Consider the following 18383-nt stretch of genomic DNA (forward strand, 5'->3'; position numbering starts at 1 on the left):
AAAATGGCTGCGTGAACTCTACGGCCAAACCCCGTTAAAACGGGGAGGATTACCGGGACAGCCGCCGCAAAGCTGGGCCTGCGTCGTGAAGCGAGGGGTGGTCGAGGTAAATTCTGGTGGGTCGTCGGGCCGATTATCGTCCGCACTTTACGGCAACAGCTGCGGGATTGGACGCAGTCATAAGACCAGACCCGAGGGGTGGCGTTTGGCCCTAAGCGCAAATCCGTCTGACCCGCTGCCACGTCAGGCAGCGCTGCAAATGCGGGCCGCCGGGGCACCGGCTTGCATGGACACGGGATTGTCTGGACATGAGGCCGCCGGGGCGCGGAGGCTTCGGGACACGGGGCCGCCGGGCTATCTGTGTCCAGCCCGTTGCCCGATGGCCTTGGTCAGCGCCAGCAGCGCTGCCAGCTGGGCCTTGCTTGGCTCGGCACGCAGATGCTGGATCGAGGCGATCAGGCCGATGCTGCCCAAAAGCTGTCCCGAATTGTCAAAGATCGGCGCGGCTACTGCGTTGATTCCCAATAAGGATTCCTCGGGTGCGCTGGCATATCCGCGCTCTTTGATGGCCTCGACCTGTTTGACCAGCTCACTGCGCTGGGTCACGCTTTTGGGGGTGATCTGGGGCAGGGTCTCGGGCAGGCTTTCAAGGATTTCCTTGGGTCCGAAAGCCAGCAAGACCTTGCCTTGCGCCGAGGAATGCAGGCTTAGCTCTCCGCCGGGGCGGACGCCGATTTCGATGGGCTGGTTGCTGGGCAAGGTCGCCACCACAAAGGCCGAGCGCGTGGTCGGGACGCTTAGAACAACCGCCACCCCCAGCTCGTCGCGGGTCGCGCGCATCAGCGGCAAGGCGATTTGTGACAGGTTTTGGCCGGTCGGCGCACGCTGCGCGATCAACCACAGTTTGGGCCCCAAAGCGTAATGCGAGGTCACACTATCCTGTGTGACCATCCCGTGTTCCATCAGCGTGCGCAGATGTTTGAAAACGGCGCCTTTGGCGATACCCACCTCGGCGGCAATTTGCGTGACCCCCATCGGCGAATCTGCGAAAGCGATTCGCTCGAGAACACGCAGACAGGTGTCAGCTGCCCGAACTGTTTCGACCTTTTCCACGAATCCTCCGGTGTTTTTGCTCACTTTCTCTGTGTTGACGACTTTATGCACTCGTGTCAATTTGAGAACAGCGTTCCCAGAGCGGGAACAATGGAGGAGAACACCATGAAGAAGTTTGCCCTGGGTGCCGCTTTGGGTGCCTTGCTGTCGACCGCCGCTTGGGCCGAGCCTGTGACCCTACGTCTGGGCCATGCGGTTTTCGAGCAGCACCCGATCCACGACACGGCCGTGCGCTATAAAGAGGCGGTCGAGCGGTTGTCCAATGGTGACATCAAGATCGAAATCTTTCCTTCGCGTCAGCTTGGCGATGTCAAAGAGCTGATGGAGGGCGTGCAGTTTGGCACGGTCGATATGACGGTGAACTCGACTTCGGCCTATTCGACGCTAGAGCCCTCGATCGACGCATTCCAGTTGCCGGGCATCATCCCCGACTATCCGGGCTTCGTGACCATGGCAAAATCGCCCGAAGCCCGTGCGATCATGGACAAGCTTGGCAATCACATGATGGTTGCGCTGGGGGTCTATGATGGCGGTCAGCGCCATTTTCTGACCGTCGGCAAGCCGGTCGAAAAGCTGGCCGATATGTCTCATCTCAAAACCCGCGTCGCGCCCAACAAGATGTTCTTGGACGCATGGACCGCGGTTGGCGTGAACCCGACCCCCATGGCCTATGGCGAGGTCTATTCTGCGCTGGAAACCGGTACTTTGGATGCTGTCGAGATCAACCTGACCTCGATCGAAAGCGAAAAATACTATGAGATCGCCAAGGGTGTGACGCTGACGGGGCATTACTTCTGGCCCAGCTTCCTTTTGGTCAATCAGGCAAAGTTCAGCGCCATGACCCCCGAGCAGCAAGAGATCATGCGCAAGGCCGCGGATGAGATCGTCGAGCCGCAGGTGATGGCCGTTGCTGCGCTGGACGACAAAATCAAGACGCATCTGACCGAGCTGAATATCCCGGTCGTGACGCCCACGCCCGAGTTCAAGGCCGAGCTCAGCGCCGCTTTCGCCCCCGTCGTTGCCAAATACGAGGCGGTCGATCCGCTGATCGCGAATTTCTCCGCGGCAGCGAAAAAACTGACGCCAGCCGCGCAATAAGCATTGGGACGCGGGCAAGCCCCGCGTCTTTTGCTTTCGCCCCAGAACGGAGAAAACAATGTCCAAGCTTTGGCGCGCCTATATCGCCGCCGTAGAGGCCTTTTGCTTTGCAGGGATCGGCGCGATCCTTGTGATCGGGACCATGCAGGTGGTCTGGCGCTATGCTTTCAACAGCTCGCTTTTCTGGTCTGAAGAGGCCATGCGCTATTTGATGATCTGGATCGTCATGATCGGGGCGGGGCTCAGCTATTCGCGGGGTCAGTTCCTTGGCATGCGGCTTGCGGTGGATCGGCTGCCTCGGGGCGCGCGCCGCATCATCGACGCCATCGGTGCCGTATTGATGCTGGTGTTTCTGGGCGTCCTGCTGTGGTTCGGCACGAAATTCGCCTGGATGACACGGCTGCAAACCGCCACCGCGCTGGGGGTGTCGATGTTCTGGGTCCATGTCGCGATTTCGGTCGGCGCCATTCTTTTGGCCCTGCATGTTGCTTTGAATGAAATCTTTGGCATCGCCCGCGAGCCGAAAGCAGAAGAACACCTGATGGGTGCCGAGGAGGCGCTATGATCTGGCTTGGCACAGTCTTTCTGATCACCTTGATGATCGGCATGCCGATTGCCTTTGTCCTGGGCATCAGCGCGCTTGGTTATTTCTATTTCACCGGACAGACCCAGTTCCTGATCGTCTTGCCACAGCGCATGCTGGCAGGGATGGATATGTTCGTGCTGCTGGCCATTCCGCTTTTCGTGCTGGCGGGTTCGATCATGGATGTCGGCGGGCTGACCCGCCGCCTGATCGGCTTTGCCAACTCGATCGTCGGCCGCTTTCGTGGCGGGCTTTCCTTGACGGCGGTTTGGGGCTGCTTCCTGTTTGGTGGCGTCAGCGGATCGGCTGCGGCGGATGCGGCGGCGATCGGAACGGTCATGGTCCCAGATATGAAGCGTCAGGGCTATGACGTCGATTATTCGGCTGGTCTGATCGCGGTATCGTCGCTGATGGCGCCATTGGTGCCGCCCTCGATTGCGATGATCATCTATGGTGCCTTGTCGGGAACCTCGATCTCGCAACTGCTGATTGCGGGGCTTGCGCCGGGCTTTATGCTGGCGATCCTGCTGTCGATCTATGCCGTCTGGGTGGCGCATCGTCGGGGATATCCCAAAGCCGCCAAGCAGTCTTTCAGCGAGATCATCCAGGGCTTTTGGAAGGCCATACCGGTGATGTTGCTGCCGATCATCATCGTCGTCGGGATTCGCGGGGGCATCTTTACCGCCACCGAGGCCGCCGCAGTGGCCGCGATCTATGCGCTGTTCATCGCAACATTCGTCTACCGCGCGATGACATGGCAATTCCTGAAAGAGGCCTTTGTCTCGACCGCGATCATCACCTCGGCGATCTATTTCCTTGTGGCTGTCGCCAACGTCGCGGGCTTTATCTTTGCGATCGAGCAATTGCCGCAAAAGGCCGTGGCGATGCTGACCAGCATCTCGGACAATAAATACGTCATCTTGCTGATGGTGAACCTGATCTTGCTGTTTCTGGGGATGTTCCTGGACACGATCGGCGTGCTGATCCTGACGGTTCCTGCGCTGATGGCGATCGGCAATCTGCTTGGTCTGGCCCCGGTTCACCTGGGGGTGATGGTGGTCTTTAACGTGCTGGTGGGCTTTGTGACGCCCCCGGTCGGTTTGTGCCTCTTTGTCATTGCCGGCGTCACCGGCCGCCCGATGGAAAAGATCGCCTATCGCGCCTTGCCGATGATCGGGATTGCGCTGATCGTTCTGACCTTGATCACGATCTTTCCGGAAATCTCGCTGTTCCTGCCGCGCGTTCTTGGGGCGGGTGTATGAGCGATCTTTCGGTTCAGATCGGGCGGATACGCCTAAAAAATCCGGTCATTGCTGCCTCGGGCGAGCATTTGATCAGTGATGAGGGCATCATCTCGGCGATTGCTGCAGGGGCAGGGGCGGTGGTGATGAAATCCGCCAATGAATCTGCGCCTGCGCAACGTCAGCTGCTTCAAGCCGAATATGCGGCGCTGGATTCGCAGTGGAACCGACTGGATTGGAACTGCAACACGCCTTCAGATGCGACGCTGTTGACCCGCTCGGGCCTGACGCCTTTGGATTTCGAGGCATGGCGCGAGCAGGCCATTCGCATGGATGCCAAGGCGCGGCAGGCTGATTGCGTGCTGGTGGCATCGGTTGTGATGGCTGGGATCGAGGGTGCGGTGGCGCGCGCCAAAGCAATCGAAGACGCGGGCATCCGCGTCTTTGAATTCAACATTGGCACGCCCTATGCCAGCCAGGCGGCCAAGGGTGCGGTCAGTACTGAACTGTCGCCCGAACGTGTCGCGGATCTGGTTCGCCAGATCACATCGGCTGTGAGCATACCGGTCTGGGTAAAGCTTTCCGGTCAAAGTGAGCGCGTCACGGATCTGGTGGCTGCCGCGCTGGAGGCAGGCGCCGAAAGCGCGGTGATCGCGGGCCGCGCGCTGGGGCTCGTCCCCGATCTTGAGACGATGACGCCGCTTTTGGGCACAAGTTGCGGGGTGGGTGGCTATTGGAACCTGCCGTTGACCTGTCACTGGCTGGCAATGACGCGCACCAGATTGGGGCCGCAAAACGCGCTGATCGGGATCAATGGCGCCACCAGTGGCCATGATATTGCCCGGATGATGCTGGCAGGGGCATCGGCGGTGGGCATGTCCTCGGCGGTGATGCTGCGCGGCTGGGATGTGATCCGCGAGGCCGTTGCCCAGCTGGATGAGTACCTTAGCCAAAAAGGCCTGAGCGCCGCCCAGCTGATCGGGCGCGCAGCCGATACCCGTCGAAACTTTGCCGATATGCCGGTCCTGGATCAGGTCTGGCGCAACCATATTCCTGCGCCTTTGGCGCAAGCTTGATTAAATAGGAGGAACGCCATGATTTCCCAACAGGCCCGGATTGACGCTTTGATGCAGGGCGCGGTTGATCTTCACGTCCACAGCGGCCCCTCATTGCATCCGCGCAAGCTGGATCACATCGCGGCCCTGCGCGAGGCCGATCAGGCCGGAATGGCCGCGGTCTTGCTGAAAGACCACTATTACCCGACCATGCCGATTGCGACGCTGATCAATGAAAACATGGGCTTCAAGGCCAAGGCGATTGGCTCGATCGTTTTGAACAACCCTTTGGGCGGGCTGAACCCTTCGGCGGTGGATTATGCGCTGAAACAGGGTGCGCGCGTGGTCTGGATGGCGACCGCCCATGCCAAGAACCATATGGATCACGAGGCCGAAAAGCCCGGCTTCAAATTCCCGCAAAACTCTAAGAAAACCGTGGCGCCGATCCCGCTGAGCCTGACCGATGACAAGGGCGCGGTGCGCGATGAGGTCAAGCATATCCTTGACCTGATTGCCGAAGCCGATGCCGTCGTTTCGGGCGGGCATCATCATGTCAGCGAGCTGTTTCCCTTTTACGAAGAGGCCAAGGCGCGTGGCGTCAAGCGGCTGTTTCTTAACCACCCGACCTATGTGAATGATTGCAGCCTGCAAGATGTCACCCAGCTGGCTGGAATGGGCGTCAAGATGGAGCATTCCGTCTGCATGTTCATCCCCTCGACCTTTCAGATCTTTGATGCCGAACATCTGAAGGCGGTGGTCGATGCCGCTGGCGTTGAAAACAGCTTCTTTGGCACTGATTTGGGCCAGATGAAGAACCCCAACCCCGTCGATGGTATGCGTCAGATCATCGCGATGTTGCTGGATGCGGGCTATTGTGATGACCAGATCCGCCAGATGACCACCACCATCGCCGCTGATCTGGTGGGGCTAGAGGCATGAACCTGCGCGAAAAAATTAATGCAGGCGAATTGGTGATCGGCACGTTCGTCAAAACCCCCACGCCGCATGTGATCGAGATTTTGGGCCATTCAGGGCTGGATTTCGCAGTTCCCGACCAAGAGCACGCACCCTTGGATCTGGGGGCGATGGATCAGCTGGCGCTGGCCGCGCGGGCCGCAAACCTGCCGCTGGTTGCACGCTGCTGGGGCCAAGAGGCGGCGCGGATCTCGCCGTTGTTTGATCTGGGCTGCACGGGCATCATGGTGCCCCATGTCCTGAATGCTCAGACCGCAGAAGGCGTGGTTGGCGCGGTCAAATTCGCACGCGGTCAGCGCGGGCTGTCGCCTTCGCCAAGGGCGGGGAATTATGGCACGCTGTCGGGCGCGGCCTTTATCGCAAAATCCGACGCTGAAAGCGTGGTGATGGTGCAGATCGAGGATGCCTCGGCGCTAGAGCGGTTGGACGAAATCGCCGCCGTGCCGGATGTCGATGTGCTGTTCGTCGGCCCCGCTGATCTGTCGCAATCACTGGGATACGCCTTCCCCTCGGCCGAGCTGGACGAGGCGATTTTGCGTGTGGTCGCAGCCGCGAAATCCGCAGGTATCGCCGCCGGGCTTTTCGTGGGGGATGAGGCCCAGATCGCGGGCTGGCACGCGAAAGGGGTCAGCGTTTTCGTCTGCGGTTCGGATCAAAGCATCTTGCTGAAAGGCGCGCGCCGGATCGTCGCCGCTGCTCGGGCGTGAGGCGCCTGCGCCCATTAAAAGGATTTTACGATGTATAAAGACAAAGACCCGCGCGCGGCGATTTTCGCCGCCACAAGCAAGCCGCCGCAGACCGGGCTGATCGCCCAAGAACAGGTGGCCGAATTTCACAAACTGCCGCCGCAAGACGAGGCCGAAGGCCGCAAGCAGTGGTTTCAGCGCGGCTGCAATTTCGTGCTGGCCTATGGCGAGGCTCAGCCCGGTGCCAGCTTTACGCGCGACAACCAAAGCGATGAATATGTCGTTTTGCTGCCCGATAGCCCGGCCGAGATCGAGGCCAATGGTGTCACGGCTAGCGTGGCGGCACGCTCGATCGTCTTTGTGCCGCCGGGCACCAGCCGCGTCAGCCTGCCTCAGGGTGGCACAATCGTGCGCCTGTTCACCACCGCAGCGGCGGATCTGGTGGCGCTTTGCCCCAATGCCGATGCCTATGATGCCGGTCGCAGCCATATTCCGCCCTTTGCGGCATGGCCCGAACCGGTCGGCGGCTATCAGATCCGCGCCTATAGCCTTGATGTTCCTGCACAAGAGGGGCGCTTTGGCCGCATTTTCCGTTGCACCACCTTTATGGTGAACTTTCTGGATGTGCAGACGGGGCCGCGTGATCCCAAGAAACTGTCGCCGCATCATCATGATGATTTCGAGCAATGCTCGCTGGCGCTTTCTGGCAGCTTCACCCACCATCTGCGTTGGCCCTGGACGGTCGATCGCAACGATTGGCGTGCGGATCAGCATCTTGAGATGGGCTCTCCTTCCTCGCTGGTGATCCCGCCTCCGGTCATTCACACGACCGAGGCCAGCAGCGCGGGCGAAAATGCCTTGGTTGATATTTTCTGTCCGCCGCGCTTGGATTTCTCCTTGCAAGAGGGATGGGTGCTTAATGCTGCGGATTATCCAATCCCGCAGGCGTAACCACAGCCATGATCAAGCCTTTTCCCCGTCCGTGCTGGCGGGGAGGGGCAACCACGACAAAAGCCACTTGGCGCGCCGCAGCGGCCCCAAGGCATTACCCACAAGATCGGGTCTTTGACCGAAAAACCGGGCGGATCTGGTCTCTTGTGGCTTTGCGGGCTTGAAAAAGGCGCCTTGCTGCCTTTTCATCGCGGCATGTTCTTGGGGCCGCTGCCGCCGTTTAAGCCCGGCTCAATGCCCCGAATTTTCCGATCAGGTCTTTCGCAAGGAGCTGCCTGCTATCATGGTCGCCTATGTTTACGTTCTGGGCTGTGAGACCGCAGATCGCTTTTTGACCTATGTTGGCTGGACCACGGATCTTGAGCGGCGACTGGCAGAGCATAACGGCCAGTTCGCGGGTGGTGCGCGCTCGACCAGGGGGCGCAGCTGGGCGGTGATCTATGCCGAGAAGCTGCCAAGCCGACAGCAGGCCATGAGCCGCGAATGGCACCTTAAGCGTGATCGCCGCCTGCGTCGGACGCTGGCGCTTGGCGCACAGGATCGACCGATTTGACGCCATCTGCCTGACATTACTGCGCCGATCCCAGCGCGCCAAACTGTTACCGGGAAACCCGTGCAGGCGACGTGGCATGGTGTTAAACGTGGAACAATCGCCAGCTTGCGCAACCCTAGGTGATGCCCCTTCAGACAGGCCGAACCCGTGATCAACGCCGATCTTTTTAACGACTTTCTCAGCCTCGTGCAGAGCCGGAATTTCTCGACGACGGCGCGGGTGCGAGGCATGTCGCAATCGACGCTGTCGCGCCGGATTGCACAGTTGGAAAGCTATATCGGGGCCGAGCTTTTTGACCGTGCCATCCAGCCTGTGGCCCTGACCGAGGCCGGCGAGGCGCTGTTGCCGCAGGCTCAGGACATCTTGGAAAAGATGCGCGATATTCAGGCAATCGGCCATCCCGAGGTCCGCCGCCATCACGAGCAATGCACCATGGTTGCCCTATCGACGCTGGCGATCAATTATTTTCCCAGCTGGCTGTCCAGGTTGGGGACGACGGAAAACTGGCGGGTCAACCTGCTTAATACCGAGCCCCTGTTTGCCGCGAATGTGCGCAATTTTCTGCGTGGTCAGGCCGATTTTCTGCTGACATTCGGGCTGGATCACGTGCCCGATCTGCATGCTTTGCGCCATCACAGCTATATCGTCTTGGGAACGGATCATGGGTATCCCGTGACCATCCCGGATGCGCAGGGCAGGCCGATGTGGTCACTGAATGGGCCGCGGCCGGTGAATTACTGCGCCTATACCAAGGGCAGCTTTTATCAGCAGGCGCTGTCGCCCATCGTCGCAGAGCTAGGCGGTGCCTTGCATAAGGTGCGCGACAATTCGATGGCGGCGGTGCTGTATTCGATGGTGCGGCAAGGGCATGGCATGACCTGGCTGCCCAATCTGCTGATCAAAGACGATCTGCGCAGCGGCGCCTTGGTGCTGGCGGGGGGGCCGGAATTTGCTTTGGAGAAGGAAATCCGGCTGTACCGCTCGCATAACATGAACCGCTATGCACAGCGTTTCTGGTCGCAGGCCGCCGAGGGGCATAAAATCTGTCGCCGCGTCATGCGCGTCGCCTGAGGCCCGCGCAAGCGCCCCGATCAAAACACCGCTGCGTTTCCTGTGCCCGCGCGGATGAACGGGTGCGGATGAACGGGTGCAAATGTAGCCAGCGCAACCAGCCACCGCACAGAAGCTTTCCTGCGTGATGACCCGTTGCGCTGGCCTGAGGTCTAAGCGGCGCCTTCCAGGGCGGCGGCAAAGCTTGCGCTCGCATCCAGGAATTCGCGCGTATAATCCTCGCGCGCGCGGCCCGCGCGCACATCGGCTGCGGTCATTTCCTCGATGATGCGGCCATGTTGCATCATGCCGATCCGCCCGCAGATATGGGCCACCACTGCCATGTCATGCGATACCAGCAGATAGGTCAGCCCACGCTCGCGCTGGATCTGCTTCAGCAGGTTCAGGATCTCGGCTTGCACCGAGACATCCAGCGCCGAGGTCGGCTCGTCCAGCAGCAAGACCTCGGGCTCCATGATCAAAGCGCGGGCGATGGCGACGCGTTGACGCTGCCCGCCAGACAGCTCGTGCGGAAAGCGATAGCGAAAGGCCGGGCCCAGACCGACCTGCTCAAGCACGGCATCAATCCGTTGGCTTTGGCGGTCAAAGCCGTGAATCTGCAGCGGCTCGCGCAGAACCTTTTCGATGATCTTGCGCGGGTGCAGCGAGGCATAGGGATCTTGAAAGACCATCTGCACGCGCCGCAAAAACGCCGCGTTGCGCTTGCGCTTGGGCTGGACCGCGCCATCCAAAAGGACATCGCCGTCATAATCGGGGTTCAGACCGGCAATCGCACGCAGAACCGTCGATTTGCCGCACCCCGATTCCCCGATCAGGCCATAGCTGGTGCCGCGTTCGATACCAAAGGCGACATCCTTGACGACCAGATGGCGCTCTTCATCCTCGCCAAAGGCGATGTTAAGGGCGCGGGCTTCGATCAGATAGCTCATTGGGCAACCTCCGGGCGGATCACCGGGCCGTCAAGCCAGCTTTGCTGACGCTGCGGCACGCGCAAGATGTCGGTTTCGCGGTCAAGACGCGGCAGGCTTTCCAGCAGCGATCGCGTATAGGGATGCTGGGCGTTACGCAGGTTCTTGGCCTCGATTTCCTCAAGGACGCGCCCGGCATACATGACCAGAATCCGGTCGCAGAAACTGGCAACCAGGTTAAGGTCATGGCTGATCAGCACCAGCCCTGTGCCGCGGGCCTCGACCAACTCGTCGAGAACCGACAGCACCTGCCGCCGCACCGTGACATCCAGCGCCGAGGTGGGCTCGTCGGCAATGATGATATCGGGCTCGGGGATCAGCATCATCGCGATCATGATCCGCTGGCCCATCCCGCCCGAAACCTCGTGCGGATAAAGGCCAAAGACCCGCTCGGGGTCGCGGATATGGACCGAGTTCAGCATTTCAAGCGCGCGGCTTCTTGCCGTGGGACGGTCGGCCTTGTGGTGAACCTGATATGCTTCGACGATCTGCTCGCCCACGCGCATCAGCGGGTTAAGCGAGAATTTGGGATCTTGAAGGATCATCGAGATTTTGCGGCCGCGGATCTCGCGCATGCGTCTTTCGCTGGCTTTCAGCAGATACTCGCCGCGAAAGGCCATTTTCGTGGCCGTCACCGTCGCCGAGCCGGGCGTCAGGCGCAACAGCGCCCGCCCGGTCTGCGATTTGCCCGAGCCGGATTCGCCGACGATGCCCAATTTCTCGCGCCCGACGGTAAAGGACACGCCACGCACCGCGTCGCGTCCTGTCCGGTTGCCGCCAAAGCGGATGCGCAGGTCCTCGACCTCTAGCAGGGGTTTGTTCTGGGTCTCATTCATGGCGCGGGTCCAATACGTCGCGCAGGCCATCGCCCGCAAGGTTGACGGCAAGGCTGGTCAGCAGGATGGCAATGCCGGGAATGGCCGCGACCCACCAGGCGTTCATCATGAACTCACGCCCCGTTGACAGCATTGCACCCCATTCAGGGCTTGGCGGTTGGGCGCCCAGACCAAGAAAGCCAAGGCCTGCCGCGGTCAAAATCACGATCGCCATGTTCAGCGTGACCCGCACCACCACCGAAGGCAGACACATCGGGATCACATCGGACAAGATGATGCGCAGATGTGACGCGCCCTGCATACGCATCGCCGCGACATAGTCGGTTTTGCGGATGCTCAGGGTTTCGGCGCGGGCAAGACGCGCAATCGGCGGCCATGCCGACAAAGAAAGCGCGATGACCGCATTTTCGATGCCCGGCCCAAGCGCTGTGACAAAGGCCAATGCAAGGATCAACGAGGGGAATGCGAGAAACACATCGACGATGCGCATCAAGACAAGATCGATCCAGCCGCCGAAATAGCCCGCGATGGTACCGACTGCCAAACCGACCGGTCCGACGATGACAGCGGTCAGCGCGACGATGTAAAGCGTGATCCGCGCGCCATAAACCAAACGCGACAGAATATCGCGACCCAGCTCATCAGTGCCAAACCAATGCGCCGCCGATGGCGGTTGCAGGCGCTGCAAAAGCGACTGCTCGAACGGGTCATAGGGCACAAGGACAGGCGCCAGGGCTGCGATCACGATCAGCGCAACCAGAAAAATCGCGCCGATCAGCGCGGTACGGTTTGCCGCAAAGCGTTTGAGGCCCAGCACGAATTGCTGGGCACGGGCCTGAGCGCTGGAGGCGGGGATAGGCGCGCTTAGCCAGCCATTGCGAAGCGCAGAGAATATATTCGTCATCCGGGGACCTCTCTTAGCGGGTTCTCGGATCAAGGACGCGGTAAAGCACGTCGCAGATCACGTTGATGGTGACAAAGATCAAGCCGACGATCAGCGTGCAGCCCACGACCGCATTCATATCGCCTGCCAGCAGTGCCGTCGTCAGATAGCGGCCAAAGCCCGGCCATGCGAAAACGGTCTCGGTCAGGACGGCACCTTCAAGCAGGAAGGCGTAAGACAGCGCAACCACGGTCAAGACCTGCACGGCGATATTGCGAAACGCATGGCGCCAGACGGTCCGGCTCCAGGACAGGCCCTTGACCCGCGCGGTGATGATATATTCCTGCGACAATTGCGCGGCCATAAAGCTGCGCGTCATGCGGCTGATATAGGTCATCGCGCCAAAGGCCAGGATCGAGGCGGGCAGCACGATATGCGAGACGGCATTGCAAAATGCCTCCCAATTGCCGGCCAGCAAGGTATCGATCAGCATGAACCCTGTGCGGGGCTCGACGGCATATTCATAGATGAAATCGATCCTGCCGGGGCCAGAGACCCAGCCAAGCCCGGCGTAAAAGGTCATCAGACCCATCAGGCCAAGCCAGAAATTCGGTGCGGAATAGCCAATCAGGCAAACCGTGCGAACGGTGTGATCCAGCCAGCTATTGGCATACATCGCCGACAAGACCCCCAGCGGAACGCCAAAGCCCGTGCCGATCAGCATAGCCACGGTTGCCAGCTCGAAGGTCGCCGGAAACACCCGCGCGATATCCTCGGTGACCGGGCGCCCCGAGGTCAGCGCATCGCCGAAATTAAAGCTGAGCGCATTGGTCAGATAGGTCCAGAACTGCGAATACAAAGGCTGGTCAAGGCCAAGCTCTTTGAAGACGCGCTCATAGGCCTCTGGCGGGGCATTCTCTCCGACAATCTTGATTACCGGGTCCAGCGGCAAAAGCCGGCCAATGAAAAAGGTCAATGCAATCAGCCCGAAAAGCGTCACCAACACAGAGGCAGTGACGATTCCAATGCGTTTGAGCTGACGCTTGCGCCGGGGTGTGAAAACCCCTTTCTGCGCGGTCACATTCATCTTCGCACTCCTGAGAAATAGAGGTTCCGCCGCCTGGGGCAGCGGAACCGGAAGCCGGGCAATGCCGTCACTTCGTGACTTTGTTGTAGAAGCTGCGGAAGCCGTGGAAGGTCCAGTTCTTAAGCGCATCGCTATGCACGATCCGCGAGGTCGACTGGAACACGATGACCTGCGGGCCTTCTTGCATCTGGTCGATCTGGATCTGGTGATACAGCGCTTCGCGTTTCGCAGGATCGGTTTCAAACAGCGCTTCGGTGACGCGGTTGTTGACCTCTTCCGAGAAATAGGCCGAACGCCAGCTTGGGTATTGGCTGAGCTTCGCCTCGATCCGGTTGTCGGGGTTATAGATCAGACGCGAGGCCATGCCATGCGCATCACCCACCGTCGACTGCCAGCCAAGGAAGGCCATCTGGAACTCGCGTGCCCGCACCTTGGAGAACAGCTGCGCCCCTGCCATGCGCTCGACCGAGACTTTAAGTCCGGCTTTTGCGGCATTTTCCTGGAAATGCTGGCTGATTGCCATATCCGTCGGTTTGGTGCCCACGATCAGCGACAGTTTGGTGCCCGGCGCAACGCCGGCCTCGGCCAAAAGCGCCTTGGCCTTTTCGATGTCCAGTTTGAACGGGCGGCCCTCTGCTTCGTTCAGCGCGCCAACGGCGCCAAGCTGGACCGGGCTTTGACGAATGATGCCCACACCTTTCAGGATGGTGGATTCCATCGCGTCGTAATCAAGCAGATAGCGCAACGCGAGGCGGGCCTTCGGATCGGTGAAGGGGCCAAATTCGTTGTTCAGCGCAATATAGCTGAGCTGCGGGCGCAGCGTGCGCTCGATCGTCAGGCCGGGCTTGCCTTCAAGAGCGTCGATATCTTCGGGCGTCAGATCGCGGGCCACGTCGATGTCGCCGCTTTCCAGCATCAGGCGCTGGGTTGCTGCCTCGGCGACGTGGCGGATCAGCACCGTTTTCATCGCCGGCTTGTCGCCCCAGTAATTGTCGTTGCTTTGCATCAGCACGACTTCACCGGGGTTCCAACGCATCAGCTTGTAGGGGCCGACGCATTCGGTATGGGTGGCAAGGTATTTGTTGCCCATATCGCCATTGATCTCATTGGCCATGACCGTTTCGCGGTCCAGCATGATCGCGACGGGATACGAGGCAATTGCCTGCAAGATCAGCGACGGCGGATAGGGCCGGTCAAGCTGCATCACCAGCGTGGTGTCATCCGGAGCGGTGATCGTGCTTTCGATCGTATCCTTGTTGAACCCGTATTCGGTCAACGAGGCCGATGCGCCAAGGCCCAGCTTGACCACGCGCTGCAGCGACCATGCCATATCCGCAGCCGTTGCCGGGTTGCCCGACGGGAAGGACATGCCCTGACGGATCTTGAAGGTCAGGACTTTGCCGTCTTCCGAAACCGTATAGCTTTCGGCAAGGCTGGGAATGACCTTGGTTTCATCTGCCGGGTCATATTCCATCAGCCGGTCACAGATGTTGACGATCGTGTCGATCGCCACGACCTCGCCCAGCTGGGCCGGGTCAAACGTGGAGATGGCGTCGATGTTCCAAGCGATGACCAGCGCATCGGGGGGCGTTGCGGCCTGCGCGGGCGCAGCAGCCGACAGGCCAAGGGCCACAACGCCCGACAGCGAAGAGAGAAGCTTGCTTGTCAGTCTCATTATGCGTCTCCTGAAAAGATATCGTTCATCCGTCCGGCGATCAAAGCGGGCGCGGCTGCAAAGGCGGGGTTACATCGGCCGGGATCGGGCAGATGTAGGGGCTGACGGCCAGACGCGCGTCCAGATCGGCGCGCGCTTGTGCCAGCAGTTCGGGATTGGTCAGGCAATCCTGCGCGGTTCCGGCCATGACTTTGGCGGCATAGGCGATGGATTTATGCGCAGCCGGCATCTTGCCCTGAGCCGTGACTTGCCAGCTGTGGCCGGGCGTGCCGATTGCGATGGTCGCGACATGGGCCTGTACCGTGGGTACGATCCAGCTGACATCGCCAACATCGGTCGAGCCGATCATCGGATCACGCTTGGTGTCGCGCGGTACGATGAAATCGCAAAGCGGCGTGTTTTCACGGCGCGGCAGCCCCACAGCCAGATAGGCGTTGTCGATATCGCCTTCGGCCAGCGTGTCCTGAATTTCTGCGGCAAAGGCGCGATCGGCATCATCCCAGACAGGCGGGCCAAGGCGCTCGAAGTTCGCCTGCATTGCGGCCTCAAGCGGGGCATTGGCCAATAGGTTCGAGACCGCGCTCATGATCGAAATGCTGACCGAAGTATCGGTCATCATCGTCGCGCCATGGGCGATGCGCTGAACGCGCTCGTTCAGCTCGAACATACCCGACAGGCTGGTCGAGCGGATGGCAAAGCGCAGCGTGGCTTTGGCCTGAACCACGTTGGGTGCGACCCCGCCTGCATCCAGGAATGCGTAATGGATGCGGCTTTCCTGCGGCACATGCTCGCGCAGGTATTGCACGCCCGTACACATCAGTTGGGCGGCATCCAGTGCCGAACGGCCCAGATGTGGCGTGGCCGCCGCATGGCTGGCGCGACCCGAAAAGGCAAAATCCATGCGCGTATTGGCCAATGAGGCAGCAGGCGCGACCTCGTTGAAGCAATGCGGATGCCAGGTGATGGCGGCTGCAACGCCGTCAAACGCGCCTTCGCGGGCCATAAAGGATTTCGCCGCGCCACCCTCTTCGGCGGGGCAGCCATAATAGCGCACCCGACCCGGCGTTCCGGTTTCTTCCAGCCAGTCCTTCAGCGCACAGGCCGCCAAAAGCGCGGCCGAACCCAAAAGGTTATGACCGCAGCCATGGCCCTGACCATTGCCAGCAAGCGGGCGCGGCTCGGCGATGCCAGCCTCCTGCGACAGGCCGGGAAGCGCATCATATTCGCCCAGGAATGCGATGATCGGGCCGCCTTCGCCGGCTTCGCCCATCACGGCGGTGGGGATGCCTGCGACGTTTTCGCTGACGCGAAACCCCTTGTCATTGAGCATCGCAATATGTTCCGCGACTGAGCGGTATTCGGTATAGCAGATCTCGGGCATACCCCAGACACGATCAGACAGACCGACCAGATCGGGCGCATGGCGATCGACCATGCTCCAGATGGTTTCCTCGTTTTTCATCTGTATTTCAGTCCCTTAAAGTTCTTTTGCGATGAATTCTGCCAGCGTCGTAAAGACGCGCCGGGTGTTCTCGATACGGTTGAAGCCATGACCTTCATGGGCGATGCGCAGAAGCTGGCAGCGTTTGCCCAAACCAAACATCATCGAGTTGATGGTTTCGCTTTCCCCAGGCGGCACGCGCGGATCGCGGTCGGCGTGAACCACAAGCAATGGTGCGGTAATGCGCGCGATCTGTGACACAGGCGAGATCCGCCGCACCATGTCGGCCTGCGTGTCGGGGCAGCCATATTCCGCCACCCGCATCTGGCGCGCCCAGGGGCCGGTCGCCAGAAGATGGGTAAAGAAGTTTCCGATACCGTAGAAATTGACGCCGAATTTCCACAGATCCGGGGTTTCGCCGAGCGCGGCCATCACCATATAGCCGCCATATGAGCGCCCGAAAATGCCTGTCCTGGCGCCATCGATCGTGCCTGCGCCAACCAGATGCGCGCGCAGGGCCGTTACATCGGCCAAGGCATCCAGGCGCTTTTCGCGATCATCCAGCCCGTGATAGCGCCGCCCATATCCGGTCGAGCCGCGCACGTTTGGTGCAATTACGGCAATGCCTTGGGCCAACATCCACTGTACATCGGCGCGGAAATCGGGCCGCCATTGCGCCTCGGGTCCACCATGGATGATGAAGATCGAGGGCCAGCCATCAGCCGGGGCGTCGCCTTTGGGGATATAAAGGAAATAGGGAACCTCAAGCCCATCAAAGCTGGTAAATTCCTCAAGCGAGGGGGCAATGAAATCGTCGCTATCCAGCGTTTCCACCGTGGCGCGAAACAATGCGCGCGCGGCGTTGTCAGCCAGCGAGATTTCCCAGATCGATGGGGCCTGAACCGTCGAGTTCAACGACAAGAGCAGCGTATCACCAGCGCCCGGCAGGCTGATCGAGCCCGCAACTGCGGGCAGGGGCAGGGCAATGTCGCGGCTGTTCGCGGTCGCGAAATCGATCATTTTCAGGCAGCTATATCCGCCCTCATTCACGCCGATGATCGCACCGCTTTGATCTGGCAGCAGGGTGACGGCATCCAGATCATAGTGATCCTCGCCCCAAAGACGGCCGATGCAAAAGCCCTCGGCGTCAAAGCGCCACAGGCTCATCCGATCACCGTCAAAATCGCAAATCGCCACGCCGCCGCCCGCCTTCAAAAGGCGCGCTGCCGAGAATTTGACCCGGTGAGGCACGTCCAGAATCGGGCGAAGCTGATCGCTTGCGATCTCGACAAAGGCCAGTTTTTGATCGCTGGCCGCGCCCAAGGTGCGCTTGACCAGAAGCTGCAGGCCATCGGGGGTAAAGGCCAGAACCTCTTGATGGCCCATCGATGCGCCGATTTTGCGCTTGGCGCCGGTGGCGATATCGATCAGGCAAAGGTCAAGCTGGTCCTTGGCGCTGTCATTGGCGCTGAGCGCAATCTGGGTGCCATCGGGCGAGAACGCCCCCCACATATGCACCGTCATCGGATCATCCGCCAGACAGCGTACTGCGCCGGTCTTGACGGTCAGAAGATAGGGCTGCCAGCGCTCGTCACCGCCGCAATCGGCCATGAATACCAGCGTGGCACCCTTGGGGTTCCAGGCGAAAGAGTTCACCGGCTCGGGGTGGTTGGTCAGCTGACGGGGGCCTTGCGCATCGCTGATCCACAGCTGAGCCATGCCCGTCTGGTTGCTGATAAACACCAGGTCGGTGCCGCCATTGGGCTCGCGCGCGGGCGAGCGATAGGCCGAAATTTCAAGATATGGCGCTATCGCGTCAGCATGGATCATGTGCGGATTCCTTCGATCGGATCTGTCGGGCGCATTGGGGCAGGGGCCATGAAGCGGCCGACAGGCGGGCATGTGTGACACCAGATTGCCGGGCCGGAAGGGCCGCCAGATGCCCATCCCCGAATGCCTTGCGCAAGGTGACAGCGGGCAAGGCGCAATGCGCCTTGGTGCGGTCTGGATTTGCATTGCAGTAGGGGGCGGCGGTGGTTTCGTGCATCTTCCGGATGTGTTCTTGGCTGTCGCACCTTCTTAGGGGCAGAAAATATCCAGATGGAAATGCAAAATACCGATGATCGATCCGTTTTTTGCATGGCTTTGGGGCAATGCGGGTGCGCTG

17 protein-coding genes are annotated in these 18383 nt (G+C 60.4%); 9 read left to right on the forward strand and 8 right to left on the reverse strand.

What is annotated here, in order from left to right; all coding sequences use genetic code 11:
- Positions 1-354 precede the first annotated feature (354 nt).
- Positions 355-1113 (reverse strand): IclR family transcriptional regulator, encoded by a 759-nt coding sequence (locus RTS12_RS08870; protein ID WP_312527606.1) that lies wholly within the window; start codon positions 1111-1113, stop codon positions 355-357.
- Positions 1114-1218: 105 nt separating this feature from the next.
- On the opposite strand from RTS12_RS08870, the gene RTS12_RS08875 reads away from it, so the two are divergent.
- The 9 genes from RTS12_RS08875 to RTS12_RS08915 all read left to right on the forward strand — a co-directional run bounded on the left by RTS12_RS08875 (position 1219) and on the right by RTS12_RS08915 (position 9326).
- The gene (locus tag RTS12_RS08875) at positions 1219-2211 is read left to right on the forward strand and encodes a TRAP transporter substrate-binding protein (RefSeq protein WP_312527608.1); all 993 of its coding nucleotides are present in this window, start codon (positions 1219-1221) and stop codon (positions 2209-2211) included.
- Positions 2212-2269: 58 nt separating this feature from the next.
- Positions 2270-2776, forward strand: coding sequence for a TRAP transporter small permease (locus RTS12_RS08880; RefSeq protein ID WP_312527609.1), 507 nt, complete (start codon positions 2270-2272; stop codon positions 2774-2776).
- A complete protein-coding gene (locus tag RTS12_RS08885) occupies positions 2773-4056 on the forward strand; it encodes a TRAP transporter large permease (RefSeq protein ID WP_312527611.1) in 1284 nt (427 codons plus the stop codon). Before RTS12_RS08880 ends, RTS12_RS08885 begins: the two co-directional genes overlap by 4 nt.
- The gene (locus tag RTS12_RS08890) at positions 4053-5111 is read left to right on the forward strand and encodes a dihydroorotate dehydrogenase (RefSeq protein WP_312527613.1); all 1059 of its coding nucleotides are present in this window, start codon (positions 4053-4055) and stop codon (positions 5109-5111) included. Before RTS12_RS08885 ends, RTS12_RS08890 begins: the two co-directional genes overlap by 4 nt.
- An 18-nt stretch (positions 5112-5129) precedes the next feature.
- Positions 5130-6029 carry a DUF6282 family protein gene (locus RTS12_RS08895; RefSeq protein WP_312527615.1) on the forward strand — a complete coding sequence of 300 codons (900 nt, stop codon included), beginning with the start codon at positions 5130-5132 and terminating at the stop codon, positions 6027-6029.
- The gene (locus RTS12_RS08900; RefSeq protein ID WP_312527616.1) at positions 6026-6772 is read left to right on the forward strand and encodes an HpcH/HpaI aldolase family protein; all 747 of its coding nucleotides are present in this window, start codon (positions 6026-6028) and stop codon (positions 6770-6772) included. Before RTS12_RS08895 ends, RTS12_RS08900 begins: the two co-directional genes overlap by 4 nt.
- A 30-nt stretch (positions 6773-6802) precedes the next feature.
- Positions 6803-7702 (forward strand): hypothetical protein, encoded by a 900-nt coding sequence (locus RTS12_RS08905; protein ID WP_312527618.1) that lies wholly within the window; start codon positions 6803-6805, stop codon positions 7700-7702.
- A 283-nt stretch (positions 7703-7985) separates the two neighbouring features.
- The gene (locus tag RTS12_RS08910; protein WP_312527619.1) at positions 7986-8255 is read left to right on the forward strand and encodes a GIY-YIG nuclease family protein; all 270 of its coding nucleotides are present in this window, start codon (positions 7986-7988) and stop codon (positions 8253-8255) included.
- Positions 8256-8402: 147 nt separating this feature from the next.
- Positions 8403-9326, forward strand: coding sequence for a LysR family transcriptional regulator (locus RTS12_RS08915; protein WP_312527621.1), 924 nt, complete (start codon positions 8403-8405; stop codon positions 9324-9326).
- Positions 9327-9478: 152 nt separating this feature from the next.
- Here RTS12_RS08915 and RTS12_RS08920 read toward each other — a convergent pair whose 3' ends face one another.
- From RTS12_RS08920 to RTS12_RS08950, 7 genes are all read right to left on the reverse strand, one after another.
- A complete protein-coding gene (locus tag RTS12_RS08920; RefSeq protein ID WP_312527623.1) occupies positions 9479-10255 on the reverse strand; it encodes an ABC transporter ATP-binding protein in 777 nt (258 codons plus the stop codon).
- Positions 10252-11130, reverse strand: coding sequence for an ABC transporter ATP-binding protein (locus RTS12_RS08925; RefSeq protein ID WP_312527625.1), 879 nt, complete (start codon positions 11128-11130; stop codon positions 10252-10254). Before RTS12_RS08925 ends, RTS12_RS08920 begins: the two co-directional genes overlap by 4 nt.
- Positions 11123-12034 (reverse strand): nickel transporter permease, encoded by a 912-nt coding sequence (nikC, locus tag RTS12_RS08930; RefSeq protein WP_312527627.1) that lies wholly within the window; start codon positions 12032-12034, stop codon positions 11123-11125. The genes RTS12_RS08925 and nikC overlap by 8 nt, the downstream gene beginning before the upstream one ends.
- A 13-nt stretch (positions 12035-12047) precedes the next feature.
- Positions 12048-13100: an ABC transporter permease gene (locus RTS12_RS08935; RefSeq protein WP_312527629.1), complete on the reverse strand. Its 1053-nt coding sequence runs from the start codon at positions 13098-13100 to the stop codon at positions 12048-12050.
- A gap of 67 nt (positions 13101-13167) precedes the next feature.
- A complete protein-coding gene (locus tag RTS12_RS08940) occupies positions 13168-14775 on the reverse strand; it encodes an ABC transporter substrate-binding protein (protein WP_312527631.1) in 1608 nt (535 codons plus the stop codon).
- A 40-nt stretch (positions 14776-14815) separates the two neighbouring features.
- Positions 14816-16237: a M20 family metallopeptidase gene (locus RTS12_RS08945; protein ID WP_312527633.1), complete on the reverse strand. Its 1422-nt coding sequence runs from the start codon at positions 16235-16237 to the stop codon at positions 14816-14818.
- 15 nt (positions 16238-16252) lie between these two features.
- Entirely contained in the window at positions 16253-18046 is a 1794-nt protein-coding gene (locus tag RTS12_RS08950; RefSeq protein WP_312527635.1) for a S9 family peptidase, read from the reverse strand.
- Between the last annotated feature and the right edge of the window lie 337 nt (positions 18047-18383).

The sequence above is a fragment of the Paracoccus sp. (in: a-proteobacteria) genome, assembly GCF_032007265.1.
Taxonomy (GTDB): Bacteria; Pseudomonadota; Alphaproteobacteria; order Rhodobacterales; family Rhodobacteraceae; genus Paracoccus.